Consider the following 18,918-nt stretch of genomic DNA (forward strand, 5'->3'; position numbering starts at 1 on the left):
CATCATCGTCGTCGTCATCATCTTCAGTTCGGAAAGTCCAAGTCACATCATTTTCGAGTGCATTGCCAGCTAAATCCTCAACACCTGTTGTAATAGTAACCCTATAGGTTCTATCGTCTCGAAGATCTCCGTCTGGATTGAAAGTTACTGTATTGTCAGAATAGCTAACACTGCCGGACACTGTACGCCCTTGTCTGGTTACAATTATTGTTGAGTTACTTATCGAAGATTCATTCATAGGCTCACTGAATGTTGCCGTAATGTCTGAATCCACATCAACATCTCTTGCATTATCAGCAGGACTTGTTGAAATAACCTCGGGAGATATGTTATCCGGTTCATCCATGATCACAAAGCTCCATTCGTAATTAGCCGGGAGACTATTTCCGGCCTCATCTTTAACTCCGGTTGTTATTACTGCTGTAACCACAGCTTCATACGGTAAGTCATTGTTGGGAGTAAATGAAATAGTTGAACCTGACAAATTAATACTTCCCGACACCGAATTACCATTTTGAGATATCATGAATGTAGAAGAATTCACAGATGCATCATCCAAAGCTTCACTAAAAGAAGCTGAAATTACCATATCAACAGAAACGTCTCTTTCATCATCAGATGGATTGACCGACTGTATTTGAGGAGGTGTATTATCCGGTTCATCCATGATCACAAAGCTCCATTCGTAATTAGCCGGGAGACTATTCCCGGCCCCATCTTTGACTCCGGTTGTTATTACTGCCTTAACCTCTGCTTCATACGGTAAGTCATTGTTGGGAGTAAATGAAACAGTTGAACCTGATAAACCAATACTTCCCGAAACCGAATTGCCATTTTGTGAGATCATGAATGTAGAAGAATTCACAGAGGCATCATCCAAAGCTTCGCTAAAAGAAGCTGAAATCACCACATCAACAGGAACGTCTCTTTCTTCATCGGCTGGATTGACTGACTGTATTTGAGGAGGTGTGGCTTCCTGTTCAATAGTTTTAAAAGACCACTCAAAATTATTTTTAAGGTTGTTACCAAGTGTATCTTCAACGTCAGATGAAATGACTACATGATATGTGCTTCCATATCCAAGAGGGCTAGATGGTTTAAAAACAGCCGTGGGATCTGAATAACTGAGAGTACCGGAGATACTGACAGTATCAATTTTGACAATAAATGTGTTTTCGTTAATAGAGGTTGAATCCATACTTTCACTGAATGTCACAGAAATGGATGTGTTAACGGGTACATTATCTGCATCGGCAGCAGGTGTTGTAGATATAATCTCCAAAAATAAACCGGCATTTGTTAGTCCCGATTCATTACAGCCGGAAGTCAATGCAAGAAAAGAGAACAAGATTAGCAGAACCCACAATTTTCGAATGTTGTGAACCATACCATTCCCGGCAAAGAATGAAGGGTGACAAAGGGTATTCATATTATCATGAGTTCTTGATGTTTTCTGAATCAGCGTTATATAAACACTGTCAAAAAAGATGCCAATATGAAATGCAGCTCAAGAATAGGCCTCTGGGGTACACATGAGGCACTCAGTTCATTGAGTATATACAGAGAAGAAAAATCTCATTATAAAGAACCAAGTAAAAAATACTCACAACCGGGAATCTGTGTAAAATTTTCTCTAAAAAATATAGGGGTTAAACATCAGCTGATATGGTGTAATTTTAAATGTTGAATGAGGGAGCCATTTAACATTCAATATTTATAATTACCTTTTCACCACAGCTAGCGTGCACCTTGAAGAGCAAACCAGCTTATCTTGCTTATCCCGAAGTTCACACTCCCAAACCTGGATTTTCCTTCCCACATGTAACGGCTTTGCCATCCCAGTAACCTCGTCGCCAATCCGAACCGCCCGGATGTGATTAGCATTGATTTCAACTCCAACCACCGTTTTATCCATACCATCCAGTTGTAGCCAGCCGCCGACCGAGCACAAAGTTTCGGCTAAAGCTACCGAAGCTCCACCATGCAGAACGCCAAAAGGCTGTACCGTGTTTTCATTAACCGGCATGGAGGCCACCAGTTTGTCGGTCCCAACATGTATAAATTCGATGCCAAGAGCATGCCCCATGTGTTTATGCTTAAAATTAAAAAAGATTTCTACTTTTTCTTTAAGGGACTCATCAACAAACATAAAACTTGAATTTGATTAACGCTGTTAAGTTATTAAAATAAAGGTATGAAATCGCTTTCAAATGAATTGTGAAAGTGTATCTTACTCATTATCCGCGAACATGATAGGAAAATATTATGAAATACGATCCAACAACAATTTTATCAGTTGTAGAACAAGGGTACAAAAAAAACAAAACCGGGATCTATTCAGCCATTAAACGAAATGGGGAATGGATAGAAACTTCTATCGACGATTTTAAACAAATGGTTCAGGACCTGGCTTTGGGTTTATATGAACTTGGTGTTCGAAAAGGGGATAAGGTTTCGCTTCATGCTGAAAATTCAACGGAATGGCTTGTTATAGATCAGGCTGTACTCTCCATTGGAGCTGTGGTTGTTCCGGTTTACACAACACAACCAGGCGATCAGATCAAGTATATTTTAGAGAATTCAGAGGCCAAAGTGCATTTTGTTTCCAATGATGAGGTTTTCTCTGAGACAAAGCCTCTCATCAAAGGGGTAGAAAATGTGAAAGCAGTAATTTCTATCCTTGGCTCAGATCATAAAAAGCTGAAAACTTTTAACAAGATCCTCGAGATGGGACATAAGCGAGGAGAAGAAGAACCAAATCTTTTCGAGAAATTAAGAAGTAACGTTGAACCGGAGGATATAGCCACATTGATCTATACATCCGGAACTACCGGAGTACCAAAAGGAGTAATGTTGACTCACAATAATATAGCCGGAAATGCACTGGCCGCACATGAAATCTTTCCTTTTGAAACAGATGATTATGATGAACCAAAAGTTCTTTCCTATTTGCCACTAGCACATATGTTTGAGCGAACAGCATCTTATATCTACGCTTATGTTGGTGTGCCTCCTTATTACATCGAAGATGTAGATAAGATCAAAGATGATTTTGGTACGGTAAAACCGATCTACTTAGTAACGGTGCCAAGATTGCTGGAAAAAATTGTGACCGGGATCAAAGTGAAAGGCCAAGAAATGAGTGGAATTAAAAAGCAATTATACTATTGGGCGGTTAATTTAGCAGAAGAATATGATCCGGAAAATCCACCTGCTAAATGGAAATGGAAGATAGCAGACAAGTTAGTGTATGCCAAGATCCGTGAATTGTTTGGCGGACGGATGGTTGGATTTAATGTAGGTGGGGCAGCCCTTTCACCAAATATAGCCCGATTTATAAACGGTATCGGAATTTACTGCGGATTGGGTTACGGACTCACAGAAACATCTCCCGTGTTGACAGGCCCCCCCAGGGGCGAACTCCGAATCGGTTCTTCCGGGAAACCTATTGTCGATGTGGAGATCAAGATCGCAGAAGATGGAGAGATCTTGGCAAAAGGTCCTTGTATTATGAAAGGTTACTACAAAATGCCAGAAAAAACAGAAGAAGTAATTGATGATGACGGCTGGTTCTATACCGGTGATATTGGTTATCTGGATGAAGATGGATGGTTGTTTGTAACTGACAGGAAAAAATCTTTATTCAAGCTGTCAACGGGTAAATATGTAGCACCTCAACCTATCGAGAATGCCCTGGTAAATAGTGGTTTTATAGAGCAGGCCGTGGTAGTGGGCAGCGAACATAAATTCTGTGGAGCACTCATTGTTCCCAATTGGGAAAACATGAAAAAACGGTTCAAGACCAAAGGTCACGAATTTCCCGATGGCGATATCACTGAAAATGAGTTTGTTGTCAAACGTATCCAGAAAGAAGTGGATAAAGTAAATGAGAACCTTTCAAAGTGGGAAAAAGTGAAGAGGTTCAAGATTTTGGAAGATCAGTTTACGATTGATGCTGGCGAGATCACTCCAACTCTTAAGGTGAAGCGCAACGTGATCAATGAAAAATACAAAGAGCAGATTGCCGCTATTTATGAGGATGAGGATTCATAAATTTTTGGAGATTTTTATTCATAGAGTAAATGGAGAGGCAGAGTTATAATTAAAAAATATAATTAAGTGTTAGAAATGAGTACAAGAAAATATTCTATCAAGAAAGTAGCGGTTTTAGGATCAGGGGTGATGGGAAGCCAAATTGCAGCCCATTGCATAAACGCTGGACTCGATGTCGTACTGCTGGATCTTAAATCGGATGACGAGAACAGCCCAAATAAAATGGCAGAGGAGAGCCTTCAAAAAGCATCAAAAATGAAACCGGCTCCCTTCGGGAAACCTGAATTTGCCAAGCGTATCGAAGTTGGAAATTTTGAGGATGATTTCGATAAGCTTAAAGATGCAGACTGGATCTGTGAGGTGATCATTGAAAAAATGGACATCAAGAAAGATATGATGTCCCGCATTGATGATATTCGAAAGCCGGAGACTATTGTGAGTTCTAATACATCAGGGTTGCCTATCAGCGAAATTGGAGAAGAGTGCAGTAAAGACCTGAAAGCACACTTCCTGGGAACGCATTTCTTTAATCCGCCAAGGTATATGAAATTGTTGGAAGTGATACCGACCGAATCTACTTCGGATGAAGTCACTGAATTCATGCATCATTTCTGTGAGAAAACCCTTGGCAAAGGTGTGGTGATCTGTAAAGATACTCCAAACTTTATTGCCAATCGGGTGGGGATCTTTTCGATCGCTAATATCATGCCCTATTTTTTTAATGGTGAGTTTCGGGCTGAAGAAATTGACCTACTAACCGGAACACTCACCGGTTACTCTAAAGCAGCCACCTTCCGCACAGCCGATATGGCGGGATTGGATGTAACCAACCACGTTGCCAAAAATTTATACCCATCTATTCCCGATGATAAAATGCGGGAGACTTTCAACCTGCCTGATGAATTCCAGAAAATGGTAGATGAGGGCATGATCGGCAATAAGGCCGGCAAAGGATTTTATACCAAGAAAGATGGAGAGTATCTGGTACTTAATCCGGAGACGTTTGAGTATGAATCGCAGCAACAATTGGAAGATCCGGTATTGGAAGAAGCCAATAAGATCAAAAACACCGCAGAGCGGCTCAAATTTCTGGTGAATTCAGAGGGCAAGATTGGCGAATTTCTTTGGAACGTACATCGCGATCTGTTGATGTACGCGGCTAACCGAATTCCTGAGATCACAGACTCACCATTATCCATCGATCGGGCTATGCAGTGGGGCTTTAATTGGCAAATGGGTCCGTTTGAACGCTGGGATGCTTTAGGAATTAAAGAAGCAGCCGACCGAATTGAAAAAGAAGGAAAAGACATTCCGGAACTAATTACGGAAATGTTGGATGCCGGATTTGACACATTCTATAAGGATGGGAAGATCTATGATCCAACGACCACGTCGATGACGAAGATTCCACCAGAAGCAAAAGGAGAGATTAAAGTAGCTCACCTGCGAAAAGAGAAATCTCCGGTAATGAAAAACGACAGCGTTGCTCTTCACGATATGGGAGATGGAGTAGCACTATTTGAGTTTCACACCCCTCATTCTACCTTAGGCGCTGAGCTGGTACAGTCCCTTTATAAATCTCTCGACATTGTTAAAAAAGACTTTGATGCTTTGGTCATTAGCCACGATAGTGACAATTTCGCCTTTGGCGCAAATCTCAAAGAAGCACTGATAGCCAAACAAAATGGCGATTGGAATAGCGTGGTTGAAGCGGTAAACAACTTCCAAAGAACAGCCGTCGCATTACGATACGCCCCATTTCCTGTAGTAGCGGCTCCATTTGGAAAAACGCTGGGAGGAGGCGTGGAATTTTGCCTCTATTCCGATAAAGTGGTTGCGCACCATGAATTATATATGGGATTAGTAGAAGTGGGTGTTGGATTGATACCTGCCGGTGGAGGTACCACAGAATTGCTTCGACGGGCTATGAATAAACTGGAAGGCGAAGCTGATCCGTTGCCGTTCATTCGCGAAGTATTTAAAACAATTGGGATGGCAAAAGTTTCTGAAAGTGCGCATCTGGCAAAAGATTTGGGTTATCTCAGAGATTCCGATACGATCGTGGTGAATCGTGATCTGCTTATTAAAACAGCTAAAAAAGAAGCACTCAATCTTGTGCAAGCCGGGTATCGATCTCCTGCAGAAACACCGATAAAAGTTCACGGTAAAACAGCCCTTGCAGCTATGAAATTAATGCTGCACGTAATGCACGAAGGAAAGTTCATCACTGATTACGATCAGGTTGTAGCCGAACGTGTGGCCTATGTGCTGGCCGGAGGAGACTTGAGTGAAGCTCAGGAAGTCCCCGAATCCTACTTACTAAAATTAGAGCGGGAAGCCATCCTTGAATGCCTGCAGGATGACCGAACCCTGGCCCGGATGGAACACATGCTGAAGAAGGGGAAACCGTTGAGAAATTAGATAATAGATTTTAGACATTAGATGAAAGATTTGAGATTGAAATATGCACAATTATAAACAATTAGAGGTGTGGAAGAAGGGCATTCATTTAGCAACTTCTATTTATAAGCTGACCAAAGAATTTCCAAAAGAAGAAAAGTTTGGGATCATATCTCAGATGAGGAGGTGTTCAGTTTCAATTAGTTCAAATATAGCTGAGGGAGCCGGGAGAAATTCTGACAATGAATTTCGACAATTTCTAAATATATCTTTTGGTTCCTGTTCCGAATTAGAAACTCAATTAATCATAAGTCATAAACTCGAATATTTAGCAAAAAGCGAATTCGAAAAAATCTCATCAGATTTATCAGAAATTCAGAAAATGATCTACACCTTAATCCAAAAGTTTTCTTAAATCTTTTATCTATAATCTTATGTCTACAAAAACAGCATATATCGTATCAGCAGCGCGAACACCTTGTGGGAAAGCTAATAAAGGATCACTCAGGTTCACCCGTCCTGATTCAATGGGGGGAGTTGTGGTCAAGGATCTTTTGAATAGAACAAAAGGATTAGAAGCGGATCAGGTCGAAGATGTGATCATGGGGTGCGCATTCCCTGAGGCGTCTCAAGGTTTGAATGTGGCACGGCAAATTGCACTTCTTGGAGGATTACCTGACTCCGTGCCCGGCGTGACTGTGAATCGCTTTTGTTCTTCAGGGTTGCAAACCATTGCCATGGCAGCTGAACGGATTATTGCCGGTGGAGCAGATGTGATCATTGCTGGGGGAGTGGAGTCGATGAGCTTGGTTCCAATGGGAGGCATGTCGTTTCAGCCCAACCCGGATTTGGTGGATAATAAACCCGGTATTTATGTAAGCATGGGAATTACTGCAGAAAATGTAGCAGATAAATATAAGGTCAGTCGGAAAGACCAGGATGAGTTTGCATATCGAAGTCATCAGCGTGCTATAAGCGCCTGGAAGGAAGGCAAGTTCGATGAGCAGATCACCCCGGTTGAAGTCAAAGAAAAGAAAGTAACGGCTGATGGGGAAGTAGTAGAGGAGTCATTAATATTCAAGCAGGATGAAGGCCCTCGTGCGGATACATCGATAGAAGCCTTGTCAGGATTGCGCCCGGTATTTAAGCAGGGAGGTTCTGTGACTGCCGGAAATTCCTCCCAAATGAATGATGCTGCGGCTGGCGTAGTAGTGATGAGCGGCGAAATGTTGAAAGAACTCGGCCTGGAACCGATGGCCCGTTATGTTGGATTTCAGGTTGCAGGTGTGGCTCCTGAAATTATGGGGGTCGGTCCGGTAGAGGCTATTCCAAAAGTTCTAAGTAAAACCGGATTGAAATTGTCGGATATAGATCTCATTGAACTTAACGAAGCCTTTGCTTCACAATCGCTGGCTGTGATTCGCAAATTGGGATTGGATGAAGAGATCACCAACGTAAATGGTGGTGCGATCGCGATGGGTCACCCGTTAGGTTGTACCGGAGCAAAGCTTACCACACAGATCTTGTACGAAATGAAAGCCCGCAAATCCAAGTATGGATTGGTAACCATGTGTATCGGTGGAGGAATGGGCGCTGCCGGAATATTCGAAAATCTTTAATCAGGACGACGACTGACGAACGACCTGTGACGATAGTCTTCGGTCAACCGTCCTTGGTCATCCGTCATTTATAATATCATGTTCAAAGAAGACACGCTATCCGGGAAAACCATTCTAATTACAGGTGGGGGAAGCGGACTGGGTTTGGCTATGGCCAAAGCTTTTGCACGAACCGGTGCCGACATTGCTATCTGTGGAAGAACTGAAGAAAAGCTTAAAAAGGCTGTTAAGGAAATTGAAAAAGAAAGGGAAGGAGCCGACGCTCGCTATTATCAATGCGATGTTCGGGATTATGAAGGGGTAACATCGATGTTTGAACAGATCATTGATGATTTTGGCTCTCTGGAAGGCTTGGTGAATAATGCGGCCGGTAATTTTTTATCGGCTTCGGAAGATCTTAGTCCCGGTGGATTTAAAGCGATCGTAGATATAGTCCTACATGGAAGCTTTAACTGCACGCATGTATTTGGGAATTATCTCATCGATAACAAGAAGGAAGGGAATATCCTCAATATGGTTACAACCTATGCAGAAGGTACCGGGTGTGCTTTTGTACTTCCATCCGCTTGTGGTAAGGCCGGAGTGTTGGCTATGACTAGATCTTTGGCATTTGAGTGGGCCACCTATGGTATTCGATTAAATGCCATTGCGCCTGGGCCATTTCCAACAGAGGGAGCGTGGTCAAGATTGGTTCCAAAGAAAACGATGGAAAAGAAGTTTATAGAAAAAGTTCCCCTAAAAAGATATGGCGAGCCTGAAGAGCTCGCCAATCTTGCAATTTTTCTTATGTCTGACCTCGCATCTTACATGACCGGTGAATGTGTGGTCATTGATGGAGGTGAAAGACTTCAGGCAGGTCAGTTTAACTTTATAGACGGACTAATGTCGCGAAGTAAACTGAAAAAGATATTCAAGGCCATGAAGCCGAAATAGCGATCTTTAAGAAATCAAAAAACCTACCATCATAGCGGTAGCGATAATTGCGTAATAAAAACGCTTCACATTTTTGTCCGGCTTGTGCAGACCAAATATGTTCTTAAAGATGTAATGGTCAAATCCTAATTTGTAATATTTTTCATATAATTTTGCTCTCATAACGGCACCTCCTTAATTTTTGGTGCATAATGTATTGTTGTTGAATAATGAAAAAGATGCTGTCAGTTATTTTTTGCAGCTAATTGCTGTTTATCAGCTATAATTACTTTTCCATCAATGATGGTCTCAATACTGATTTTTTCGCCTTTATCGTAAACGGCTTTGGTTATTACCTTGTCAGAATTAAAGCCGAATAAAACCCATGTTCCGTGAGGTTTTACCTTATTACCTTCTTTCCAGTACTGACCTTTTTGAAGGATATTTCCTTCATTGTCGAAAAACTTAACGTCATAAATGTTGTTTTCAACATGTGTAATTACATATTCGTGTTCAACATTCTTGATCGTTTGTTGTGCAAAAAGGCCGGTAGAAAAGATCAATAAAAATAAAAAAGCCGAAATTAGTTTGTTCATAGTATTTCTCCACTTGTTTCTCTTCCAATGTTAAGGAATTGTTAAGACAAAGTAAATGAATTGTTAACGAAAAGTTAACATTAAGTTAACATAGCGCTCAGTTGAACTGTGAGAGCCGTTTTTCGAGTGTTTTTATTTGAAGGGAAAGCTTATGAGCATCGTAGGCAGTATAGGGGGTCTCTTTATTCATTTGCACCGATTTCAGAAACATAAGGGCAGCCTTTTCTGCAGCTTTGGCCGGGTCAAACACCTGTTTTTCAAAATATAGATGATCTCCGGAATTGAGCCGGCCGATCCGTATTTGCTGATCTTGTACACTGGAATCCATGATCTCCTGACTGTTTGAAGCCACTCTCTTGTGACGGTTTGCGGATGCCCCGGTGTATATTGAAATATCAGCTGTTGATCCATTATCAAACCTGAGAAATATATGGATAGCCGTTGGATGGATGTTATCCAGCTTTATTTGTTTAGCTTCTGCATGATGAATTCCGCTGTCCATCCACTTCATACAAAGACCGAGTTCATCGATCCAAAAGTGCCGGAACTCATCTTCTGAATTCAGGAATTGGGTGTAGTTGATCTCCCTGGATATACTTAAGTATGAAGGGCGATCCATACGATCCATCATCCATTGAGTGGCGGGAGCAAGGGTTGGCCAATGGGAGAATTGCACCTGAACGCCGGCTTCCTTAGTTGCGCGGTATATCTTTTCGAGCTTTTGGGGGTCCGTTGGCTGTCGGGAGATAAGAAAGCAATGTAAGCCAAGTTGAATGCCTTCCAGTAAAATATCCAGATTTTGGTCAGACTCATCTACCAGGAAACAGGCATCAACTTCACCTACTTCATTAATATGCGGGCAAAGTTCGACTTCCTGAACTATTTGATGGGGGCGAAGATGTCGCTCCCAGGCTACCGCACGTTTTGCATCTCCTACAATTCCAACTTTCATAAGCTAAACAAGATTTGTTGGAGCTGAAGATGCTAATGCGACACGACTTTTACAAGAGAGGCTTACTCGGGCATTACAATAGCGAGAATAAAGTAAGCAAGCACAGCCGTTCCAAAGCTTGAAACAAGGATCAGTGCAAAAATGATACGAACGAGGGTGGCGTCCCATCCAAGATATTCCGCAAAGCCGCCGCAAACGCCTGCAAGCATTTTATCGGTACGTGATTTTCTAAGTTTAGCTGGCATGATGATAGAATTAGTTTGATTATAATCTACCGTGGTAATACGCCATATAAAAAAAGATGTTGCAAAAAAGTTCAAATAAAAAAAAAGCGGAGGCTTAGCTCCGCTTTATACATAATTCTTAATTGTCTGAGGGAGGAGGTGGAGGCGAAGAATTTTCTGATGAACTGAACTCTGAATCAGCTAAACGGAAATTAACGGACAAGGCATATTTAACCCTAACCGGTCGTCCCCTTTGCATGCCAGGTTCAAATTTGGCTTGACGAACCACACGCAATGCCTCTTCATCGGCACCGCCGCCAATTCCACGAACGACTTTGGCATTTTCTACATCTCCATTTTCATTCACAATGAATTGAACGGTTACACGCCCTTCAATACCTGCACGGCGTGCCATGTCAGGGTACTCCATTTTACTTTGGATTGATTTCATGCCGTCAATCAGAACGGGCATTTTTTCGACTACTACGAAATAGTCTCCCTCATCTTCTGATTTATCAAGAGTGTGTGGACTTGGTGGGGGCGGAGGCATTTGTGTTAAAGCATTTTCCATTGGGAATAGCATGTTCGCATTGGCTGTTCCTTCAAAATAACTAACCCAAATGGGTGTACTTGAGATTCCAGGAATGATTTCACTAGTAGAGTTTAATTTTACATTTAGCTCATTATATTCAAAAGAGAGAGAATTTCCCTCTATTTTTCCAGCTTGGATGCCACCTTCGAAACTACGAGGTGCCACTTTGAACATTCCATATTCCGTAGTTATAATTTGTACAGCTCCTAAGCCTCCTATTTTAATACCATTCATGTTCTTAGTATCAAGTTCGATACCATTGACAGAAACTGTAGGTTCCTGGATTTGTATTTGAGCTTGCTGTAATTCTTCATTAGACACACCCTGTGGACCGCGTAAATCCGAACATGCAATAGGGAGGGTGATCCCAATAATCATAAGCATTAGAAAGGCTATGCTCTGTTTAAATGATGCTTTGTGTAGTTTGTGATATTTCATGGTCTTAATACGTTTTTTTAAGGTTGAATTTTTAACCGCCATGCTCACTGACAACCTGCTTGAGCCACTGCTGAGCGGAACTAATTCATATAAGAGGTTGGCGTAGGATTTTATGGAGAAGTCGGATCTGGAAAGCACTTCCTGATCACAGGAAATTTCGCGGTAGGTATCTATCTCCTGATTTCCATACCGAATGAGGGGATGGAACCAAAAAACAGACTCGATCATAGACAATGCCAGTTGCAGCAGATAATCACCCCGTTTAATGTGGGTTAGCTCATGCTGCAGAGCCATGTCCAGTTTTTCCGGTTCATGTTGCAAAATGCCTGGAAGCACGATGACCGGTTGTTTCCACCCAAAGGTAAAAGGCACCAGCGGATGGTCATGAAAAGCGAGTTTAACAGTTTTATTACCTAAAATATCCGGGGAGAGTGTTTCTTCAAGCTCTGTGATCTTCAAGTTCTTATATAGTGATTTCAACGCCAGATAGCTGCTGATCAAACGCCCCAGCATGAACAATGAAATAAGTACAATTATTACCGTACCAATACCGATCAACAATGTAGGTTCCATCCAGTTTATGGAAACCTCGGTGGTTGAATTACCTGCCCCGGGTACTAACTCAATAGGATTCTGAACCACAAAAAAAGCAGTCTCTATATTTGATTGGGTAAACCATTTTGGGATCTGACTCATAATAGCAGCCGCGCCTATACCAAAAGGAAGCGATAATAAAGCCGCTGTACGCAAGTGATAATGAAAAAGCGGATTTAAACTTTCACGATTCCTTAAGACAAGGAATGCGATACCGCAGCATAACGTCCATATTGCGATGGGAAACCAAAACGTATCCATGCTGAAGTTTCCAATTTCTTTCAAATAGTAAATGATCTCGTACATATCATTCCTCCATACTGTCTATCATATCTCTTAACTCTTTTAATTCTTCTTCGCTGATATTTTCCCCCTTAACCAGCGTTTGTACCAAGGCGGCGGTGGATCCCTTGAATACCTTGTCAATCATTCCGGAAACCAAACTTGACTGCACTTCTAGTGGCTCCTTTCGGGCACTGTACACGAAGGTATTTCCGTCTTTGTAATATTTTAAATATCCTTTGTCGTTCAAATTCTTCATGATGGTCATGACCGTAGTGTAGGCCACTTTGCGCTCTTTCAGGATGCGCTCTTTAACCTGGGCTACCGTTGCTTCACCCAGTTCCCACACGTGGTGCAGGATTTCCATTTCCGATTCTCCAAGTGGTGTCAGTGATTTTCTCATAGCATAATTGAATTAGTTAGTACTAATATAATAGTATTGAATTAAAAATCAATATTTATTTCTTACAAATTAATAATGGCTAATTGAAGATTAGAAGTAAAGCTATAACGATTACTTTACCAATAGATCGGAAATAACTTACTATAAGTTGAAGGACGCCACGTCTTTTAGCGAAATGCGGTTTTCGTAATAAGCCTTACCTATTACTACAGCATCAATATCAGCACCAGCAAGTTTTTGAAGATCTTCAAGAGAGGAAACTCCACCGGATGCTATGATCCTGATTCCCGGGAAATTCTTTTTCAGGTCATTATACAATTCAAAATTAGGACCGGAGAGTGTACCGTCTTTAGAAATATCTGTGCACAATACTTCCTGTAAACCTGCTTCGATCATTCGGCTGAGAAAAGACTCTACAGATTCTTCAGCCGTTTCAAGCCAGCCGGAATAGGCAATTTTGCCATCTTTCAAATCCATTCCCAGGATCATGTCTTCAGGATATTTTTCCAGCGTCTTCAACCAATCCTTTTCATTTTTAATGGCCATGGAACTGCAGATCACTTTCGAAAGTCCGGCATCAAGCAGCATTTCCACATCTGCAAAACTCCGGATCCCGCCTCCGGTTTGAACAGAAATTCCCAGTTCATTAATGATCTCTTTGATATGCGGAAGATTTACGAATTCTCCCTGTTTTGCGCCATTCAGATCAACAACATGAATATGATCGAAGCCGGCATCTTTGAATTTTTTAGCCTGATTCAGTGGAGATTTGTCATAGATGGTGACTTCTTCGTAAGAGCCTTTGTGAAGGCGAACAGCCTGTCCATTCAGGAGGTCGATAGCGGGAATAGTTTGCATTAAATTCTTTTTGCTTCAAAGGTATGGCTTCGAAAACTGAGAATCATGGGGAATTAAATGAGGGAGGTAAATAATTTTCGAACCCACCTCTGGTTCAAGCGTCTCGCTTGGACCTGTTCTTACTAAGGCACTGAGTCATTAAAACCACCGCACAAGCGAGACGCTTGCGCTAGTGCCGGGAGGTTAATTGGTTAGAATGCAAATATCAGTATTATCAACAAGTTTATGGATATGATTATTTCAGAAATTCAATATCTATCAGGCCTTTTCCTCCATCATAATCAATCGCACTGCTATATTCCCAATTTTTTGGATCATCAATCAATCCCGCTTTGACAGGGTTATAGTGGATATAATTCAATTTTTGATCAGCTACTTTTTTGGAGAAGAGTTCTTGTGGGTGGTTGTGTTGTTGCCAAAATTGCCAATCATTATTGTTGTTATTCATCATACCTGCATTCTTCATTTCATGATACATGCTTGCTATTTTTGTAGTCTGAATGTGTTTATACATTTCTTTTCTGATATGCCTTGAAGTGTAACTTTTAAAATCCCTTAGGATATTATGCATGGGTTGGTTCCTGGTTCCAATGATCAAATGAATATGATCATACATGAAACACCACGCATAAATAATTAGTCCTTTATGCTTCTGGCAATACTTGAGGCTATCGATAATGATATCCCTGTATTCTTTTTCTTTAAACATATCGAGCCATTTTATTATTGAACAGGTTATAAAATATGCTTGATGCTGATTTAAGATTCTAAACTTTCTACTCATAGTAATTTGGTTTTACTTGTTAGAGCAGTTTCAGATAGAATCCTTACAAATTTTTTCGTGTTGCACTTATTACTTGAACTCAGCTTTTAATAAATATCAAAAAGCGTTTACTCTCCCCTAATTCTTGCCGCTTGGTTTTTGTGTTCTGAATCTACCCGTGATCCATCGACTAGGTACACCCACCTACCTCAAGCGTTCCAAATCAACCTCTGGTTCAAGCGTCTCGCTTGGACCTGTTCTTACTAAGGCACTGAGTCTTTAAAAACATCGCACAAGCGAGACGCTTGCGCTAGTGCCGGTTCCTGTGTTAGGGTAAAGTATTAAAGAATCATTATTCATTTACGATCAGGAACAAATAAAAGCTTACCGGTGTTTGGTCGGAGTATTTGATCAACGAAAAAATCGCATGGAAAAAGAAGCACACATACAGCTTACTAAGCTGACAAAAAATTATAAAGAGGGAGACAAGATCCGCTCGGTTTTAGACGATTTGGAACTTCATGTACAGGAAGGAGAGATGATCGTGCTGCTGGGGCGTTCCGGTTCGGGAAAAAGTACGATGCTTAATCTGGTGAGTGGAATTGATAAACCGGATTCTGGCGAAGTTATCATTGGAGGGACAAATCTTGCCGAACTTAACGAGAAAGACCGGACCCTTTTTCGCCGGAAAAATATCGGGTTTGTGTTTCAGTCTTTTAATCTGATCTCCACACTGACAGCCCGTGAAAATGTACTGCTGCCATTGAAACTGAAAGGAAATTCTGATGAGGCCTCTTCTGAAATTGTGGATCATTTTTTGAATGAAGTGGGTCTTGGTGATCGAGGCGACAGCTATCCGGACCGGCTTTCAGGTGGGGAACAACAGCGGGTGGCCATTGCCCGGGCGCTGGCTCATGAACCCATGCTAATTCTCGCAGATGAACCCACGGGTAATCTCGATTTTGAAACCGGAAGCACCATCCTCGATATCCTGAATAAACTGGTGAGGGAAAACGGACGAACTATGATCATCGCTACCCACGATCGCGATATTTGTAAGATGGCTGACCGGGTTCTTGAGCTGAGTGGTGGTAAGCTGCACATAGCCGAAAATAATGCGGAAGTTGCTCAACAATGAAAACCTCAGGATCGAATTTACTTTGGCTTTCCAGTCTTCGTTTTTTACTGCAACACCCTTGGCATTTTGCACTATCGATATTGGGAGTGGCGCTGGGCGTTTCGGTAGTCGTTTCGATCGATCTTTCCAACAGCTCGGCTAAAACAGCTTTTTCCCTTTCAACTGAAGCGGTGACAGGCAAAGCCACTCATCAAATACAGGGTGCAGCTGAAGATCTGAATGAGGAGGTTTATCGAAGTATCCGCATCGACGGGAAGATTAGGAATTCAGCTCCGGTGGTGGAGGGTTATGCAAGAGTTAATGGCTTGAACCGAACTTTTCAGATTCTGGGAATTGATCCGATTGCGGAGGCTCCGTTCCGGGATTTTGCCAGTCAGGAAGCAGGAATTGAACTTTCAGCATTTATGAGCGGTCAGAATACCGGCCTTATCGCTGAACCTGTTGCTGAAGAACTTGGAGTTTCGATCGGCGATACCTTGTCGATCTCAGTAGGCGGACGTCCGTTCCAGATAAGGCTCGTTGGATTGATCGATGCTGAGAATGACCGCAGCCAACAAGCACTGGAAAGTTTACTGGTAGTCGATATCAGCACCGCACAGCGCCTGTTTGATATGCAGGACAAATTATCCCGAATCGATCTTATTTTGCCTCAGGATGCCGAAAATTCGATCATACCGGAAATAGAATCTATGCTACCGGAAGGAGCAGATGTCATTCGTTCGGATTCAAGGACGGAAACTGTGGAACAAATGACCCGTGCTTTTGAATTCAACCTGCAGGCTCTCAGTATGCTGGCACTACTGGTCGGTATGTTCCTGATCTACAATACCATGACATTTTCGGTTGTACAGCGCCGTCCGCTTATTGGAAGGCTTCGGGCTTTGGGAGTTACAAAAAATGAGATTCTTACCATTGTCCTCAAGGAAGCACTTTTAATTGGATTTTTAGGAACACTGATCGGGATCATCTCGGGTATTTTCTTAGCGCAGTTTTTGGTGAAGTTGGTAACTCAATCCATCAACGATTTATACTTTGTACTTTCTGTACAGGAGTTATCTATTGATTTCTTTCCAATTGCAAAAGGAGCAGTGCTTGGGATCGGAGCTACGTTGATAGCATCTTTTTGGCCGGCTCGTGAGGCTTCGCAAGCAGAAGTATCTACGGTTTTACGTCGTTCGTCTAGCGAATCAAAGATCACGGAAAGAATTTTTCCTCTGGCCATAATTGGAGTTTTGGCAGGATTAGCGGGTGTCGGAATATTACTCATTCCCAATGGCGGGATTGCGGCCGGATATTCCTCGCTGTTATTTATGATCGTGGGATTTTCGCTGATCATTCCGTTGCTTATTGTAGGAATGGCAAAAATATTCCGACCTATTGCAGGAAAGCTAAATGGATTGATAGGAAAGATGTCGGTGCGTGGAGTGGTTACGGAACTTAGCCGGACCTCAGTGGCTATTGCTGCATTAGTGGTAGCCGTTGCCGCAACCGTTGGGGTTGGGGTGATGGTAGACAGTTTCAGAACCACCGTGGTTTCATGGCTGGAAAGTCAGCTTCAGGCAGATGTATATGTTCAGCCGCCAAGTTCAGTATCCCGTAAAGCTGATTCAGAATTGGTACCCATGCTCGTTGATATACTTAAGAATACCGAAGGAGTGGCAGAGTCGCACACCGTTCGCAGCGTAGATGTCAGGACAAATAAGGGAACTGATAACTTGGTTGCGATCGATCAGGGACCGAAAGCCCAAAACACGTATCAACTCAAAGAAGAAGCTTCGGAATTTTGGCAGCGATATTCGAAAGAAAATATCGTTATGGTTTCAGAAGTGTACGCCTATAGAAATGATGTTGGCTTGGGCGATTCTCTTTTTGTGGAAACCGACGAAGGGCGAAAGACATTTGAGATCCAGGCCATCAATTTTGATTATGCCTCGGATATAGGAACCATCACCATCAACCGGGATATCTATAACCGGTATTTTGATGATGAGGCTATTTCAGGGCTTGCTCTTTATGCAGCAAGCGGGGTAGACGTGGACGAATTAGTAGAACGGCTCAGGGAAAGATCAGAAGGCATGCAGGAAGTATTTATCCGATCTAACCGCGGGCTTCGGGAAGCTTCCATAGAAATATTTGACCGCACGTTCACCGTAACTATTGTACTGAGGATGCTGGCTATTTTGGTGGCGTTTATCGGAGTCTTGAGCGCCTTGATGGCACTTCAGCTGGAGCGTTCCAGAGAACTTGCGGTACTGAGGGCAAATGGAATGACACCCGGGCAGCTTTGGAATTATGTGGTCACTCAAACCGGAGTTATGGGAGTGATGGCCGGGATCCTGTCGGTTCCGCTTGGAATACTGATGGCCTATATATTGGTATATGTTATCAACCTGCGATCTTTTGGATGGACGCTTCAGTTTATGATATCGCCGGGAGTTTTATTGCAGGCTGTGGGACTGGCGATCGTAGCGGCACTGCTTGCCGGGCTGTACCCATCATGGAAAATGGCCAAAGCAAATCCCGCCGATGCATTGAGAAATGAATAAGGCATGGTGATGAAAAACTTTATAACCAACTAGCGCAAGCGTTTCGCTTGTGCTGTATCAATTAAGGATACTGAGATATGAAAAAACTTTATTGGTTTGTAATAGCAATTACATTCATTGCAGGTATTGTATGGTTTTGGCCGGAACAAGATCAGGAAATTCGTGCAACCGTTTCTGTTGCGGAAGCGATGGGTGGCGGGGATGATGAAGGCTATCTGCGTGCTACCGGACCGCGGGAATTTATATTTCCGGAGGATCACGGACCACACCCTGGATTCAGAACGGAATGGTGGTACTACACAGGAAATGTGTTTACGGAAGATGGACGTCAGTTTGGCTATCAGTTTACTATTTTCCGAAGTCAGCTAAATCCACCTGAAAATGAAGATGAAGGATCAGCTTTCGGGGAAGACTGGAATACCGACCAGTTGTATTTAGGTCATTTTGCCATTTCGGATGTAGAGAATTCGGATCATGTTTTTGAGGAGCGATACAGTCGCGGTGCGGCAGGCCTGGCAGGTGCTCAAACAGAGCCTTATCGAATCTGG

18 protein-coding genes are annotated in these 18,918 nt (G+C 42.4%); 8 read left to right on the top strand and 10 right to left on the bottom strand.

Annotated features, from left to right (window positions below):
• Positions 1-1,429 (bottom strand): Ig-like domain-containing protein (locus VFM80_RS02540; RefSeq protein ID WP_395069237.1); only part of this gene is annotated, 1,429 nt, incomplete at its 3' end.
• 291 nt (positions 1,430-1,720) lie between these two features.
• Complete coding sequence (locus VFM80_RS02545; protein ID WP_395069239.1) at positions 1,721-2,086, bottom strand: PaaI family thioesterase; 366 nt, start codon at positions 2,084-2,086, stop codon at positions 1,721-1,723.
• Between the two features lie 179 nt (positions 2,087-2,265).
• Between VFM80_RS02545 and VFM80_RS02550 the strand changes: the two genes are divergently transcribed.
• The 5 genes from VFM80_RS02550 (at position 2,266) to VFM80_RS02570 (ending at position 9,005) form a co-directional block, all read left to right on the top strand.
• Positions 2,266-4,053, top strand: coding sequence for an AMP-dependent synthetase/ligase (locus VFM80_RS02550; protein WP_395069241.1), 1,788 nt, complete (start codon positions 2,266-2,268; stop codon positions 4,051-4,053).
• A gap of 75 nt (positions 4,054-4,128) precedes the next feature.
• A complete protein-coding gene (locus tag VFM80_RS02555) occupies positions 4,129-6,474 on the top strand; it encodes a 3-hydroxyacyl-CoA dehydrogenase/enoyl-CoA hydratase family protein (RefSeq protein WP_395069242.1) in 2,346 nt (781 codons plus the stop codon).
• A 43-nt stretch (positions 6,475-6,517) separates the two neighbouring features.
• A complete protein-coding gene (locus tag VFM80_RS02560; protein WP_395069244.1) occupies positions 6,518-6,868 on the top strand; it encodes a four helix bundle protein in 351 nt (116 codons plus the stop codon).
• 19 nt (positions 6,869-6,887) lie between these two features.
• Positions 6,888-8,072 carry a thiolase family protein gene (locus VFM80_RS02565; RefSeq protein ID WP_395069246.1) on the top strand — a complete coding sequence of 395 codons (1,185 nt, stop codon included), beginning with the start codon at positions 6,888-6,890 and terminating at the stop codon, positions 8,070-8,072.
• A gap of 78 nt (positions 8,073-8,150) precedes the next feature.
• Positions 8,151-9,005 (top strand): SDR family oxidoreductase, encoded by an 855-nt coding sequence (locus VFM80_RS02570; RefSeq protein ID WP_395069248.1) that lies wholly within the window; start codon positions 8,151-8,153, stop codon positions 9,003-9,005.
• Positions 9,006-9,011: 6 nt separating this feature from the next.
• Here VFM80_RS02570 and VFM80_RS02575 read toward each other — a convergent pair whose 3' ends face one another.
• The 8 genes from VFM80_RS02575 to VFM80_RS02610 all read right to left on the bottom strand — a co-directional run bounded on the left by VFM80_RS02575 (position 9,012) and on the right by VFM80_RS02610 (position 14,707).
• The gene (locus VFM80_RS02575) at positions 9,012-9,167 is read right to left on the bottom strand and encodes a hypothetical protein (RefSeq protein ID WP_395069249.1); all 156 of its coding nucleotides are present in this window, start codon (positions 9,165-9,167) and stop codon (positions 9,012-9,014) included.
• Positions 9,168-9,229: 62 nt separating this feature from the next.
• Positions 9,230-9,580 (bottom strand): hypothetical protein, encoded by a 351-nt coding sequence (locus VFM80_RS02580; protein ID WP_395069251.1) that lies wholly within the window; start codon positions 9,578-9,580, stop codon positions 9,230-9,232.
• 97 nt (positions 9,581-9,677) lie between these two features.
• A complete protein-coding gene (locus VFM80_RS02585; protein ID WP_395069253.1) occupies positions 9,678-10,532 on the bottom strand; it encodes a hypothetical protein in 855 nt (284 codons plus the stop codon).
• A gap of 62 nt (positions 10,533-10,594) precedes the next feature.
• The gene (locus tag VFM80_RS02590; protein ID WP_395069254.1) at positions 10,595-10,777 is read right to left on the bottom strand and encodes a PspC domain-containing protein; all 183 of its coding nucleotides are present in this window, start codon (positions 10,775-10,777) and stop codon (positions 10,595-10,597) included.
• A 118-nt stretch (positions 10,778-10,895) separates the two neighbouring features.
• A complete protein-coding gene (locus VFM80_RS02595) occupies positions 10,896-12,686 on the bottom strand; it encodes a TonB family protein (RefSeq protein ID WP_395069256.1) in 1,791 nt (596 codons plus the stop codon).
• A 1-nt stretch (position 12,687) separates the two neighbouring features.
• On the bottom strand, positions 12,688-13,065 hold the full coding sequence (locus VFM80_RS02600) for a BlaI/MecI/CopY family transcriptional regulator (protein WP_395069258.1): 378 nt from the start codon (positions 13,063-13,065) through the stop codon (positions 12,688-12,690).
• A 141-nt stretch (positions 13,066-13,206) separates the two neighbouring features.
• Complete coding sequence (gene hisA / locus VFM80_RS02605; RefSeq protein ID WP_395069260.1) at positions 13,207-13,923, bottom strand: 1-(5-phosphoribosyl)-5-[(5-phosphoribosylamino)methylideneamino]imidazole-4-carboxamide isomerase; 717 nt, start codon at positions 13,921-13,923, stop codon at positions 13,207-13,209.
• 235 nt (positions 13,924-14,158) lie between these two features.
• Positions 14,159-14,707 carry an REP-associated tyrosine transposase gene (locus VFM80_RS02610; RefSeq protein ID WP_395069262.1) on the bottom strand — a complete coding sequence of 183 codons (549 nt, stop codon included), beginning with the start codon at positions 14,705-14,707 and terminating at the stop codon, positions 14,159-14,161.
• Positions 14,708-15,113: 406 nt separating this feature from the next.
• Here VFM80_RS02610 and VFM80_RS02615 point away from each other — a divergent pair, with 406 nt between their 5' ends.
• The 3 genes from VFM80_RS02615 to VFM80_RS02625 form a co-directional block, all read left to right on the top strand.
• Positions 15,114-15,824: an ABC transporter ATP-binding protein gene (locus VFM80_RS02615; RefSeq protein ID WP_395069264.1), complete on the top strand. Its 711-nt coding sequence runs from the start codon at positions 15,114-15,116 to the stop codon at positions 15,822-15,824.
• Positions 15,821-18,370 carry an FtsX-like permease family protein gene (locus VFM80_RS02620; protein WP_395069266.1) on the top strand — a complete coding sequence of 850 codons (2,550 nt, stop codon included), beginning with the start codon at positions 15,821-15,823 and terminating at the stop codon, positions 18,368-18,370. Before VFM80_RS02615 ends, VFM80_RS02620 begins: the two co-directional genes overlap by 4 nt.
• Positions 18,371-18,447: 77 nt before the next feature.
• Positions 18,448-18,918 (top strand): lipocalin-like domain-containing protein (locus VFM80_RS02625; RefSeq protein WP_395069268.1); only part of this gene is annotated, 471 nt, incomplete at its 3' end.

This window comes from Gracilimonas sp. (assembly GCF_035704785.1).
Lineage (GTDB): Bacteria > Bacteroidota > Rhodothermia > Balneolales > Balneolaceae > Gracilimonas.

Bases quoted from the DNA above. Each gene is read 5' to 3' on its own strand.
- VFM80_RS02555 (WP_395069242.1), top strand. From the start codon at position 4,129: ATGAGTACAAGAAAATATTCTATCAAGAAAGTAGCGGTTTTAGGATCA.
- VFM80_RS02585 (WP_395069253.1), bottom strand. From the start codon at position 10,532: ATGAAAGTTGGAATTGTAGGAGATGCAAAACGTGCGGTAGCCTGGGAG.
- VFM80_RS02570 (WP_395069248.1), top strand. From the start codon at position 8,151: ATGTTCAAAGAAGACACGCTATCCGGGAAAACCATTCTAATTACAGGT.
- VFM80_RS02620 (WP_395069266.1), top strand. From the start codon at position 15,821: ATGAAAACCTCAGGATCGAATTTACTTTGGCTTTCCAGTCTTCGTTTT.
- VFM80_RS02545 (WP_395069239.1), bottom strand. From the start codon at position 2,086: ATGGGGCATGCTCTTGGCATCGAATTTATACATGTTGGGACCGACAAA.
- VFM80_RS02580 (WP_395069251.1), bottom strand. From the start codon at position 9,580: ATGAACAAACTAATTTCGGCTTTTTTATTTTTATTGATCTTTTCTACC.
- VFM80_RS02615 (WP_395069264.1), top strand. From the start codon at position 15,114: ATGGAAAAAGAAGCACACATACAGCTTACTAAGCTGACAAAAAATTAT.
- VFM80_RS02590 (WP_395069254.1), bottom strand. From the start codon at position 10,777: ATGCCAGCTAAACTTAGAAAATCACGTACCGATAAAATGCTTGCAGGC.
- VFM80_RS02565 (WP_395069246.1), top strand. From the start codon at position 6,888: ATGTCTACAAAAACAGCATATATCGTATCAGCAGCGCGAACACCTTGT.
- VFM80_RS02560 (WP_395069244.1), top strand. From the start codon at position 6,518: ATGCACAATTATAAACAATTAGAGGTGTGGAAGAAGGGCATTCATTTA.
- VFM80_RS02595 (WP_395069256.1), bottom strand. From the start codon at position 12,686: ATGTACGAGATCATTTACTATTTGAAAGAAATTGGAAACTTCAGCATG.
- hisA (WP_395069260.1), bottom strand. From the start codon at position 13,923: ATGCAAACTATTCCCGCTATCGACCTCCTGAATGGACAGGCTGTTCGC.
- VFM80_RS02610 (WP_395069262.1), bottom strand. From the start codon at position 14,707: ATGAGTAGAAAGTTTAGAATCTTAAATCAGCATCAAGCATATTTTATA.
- VFM80_RS02575 (WP_395069249.1), bottom strand. From the start codon at position 9,167: ATGAGAGCAAAATTATATGAAAAATATTACAAATTAGGATTTGACCAT.
- VFM80_RS02600 (WP_395069258.1), bottom strand. From the start codon at position 13,065: ATGAGAAAATCACTGACACCACTTGGAGAATCGGAAATGGAAATCCTG.
- VFM80_RS02550 (WP_395069241.1), top strand. From the start codon at position 2,266: ATGAAATACGATCCAACAACAATTTTATCAGTTGTAGAACAAGGGTAC.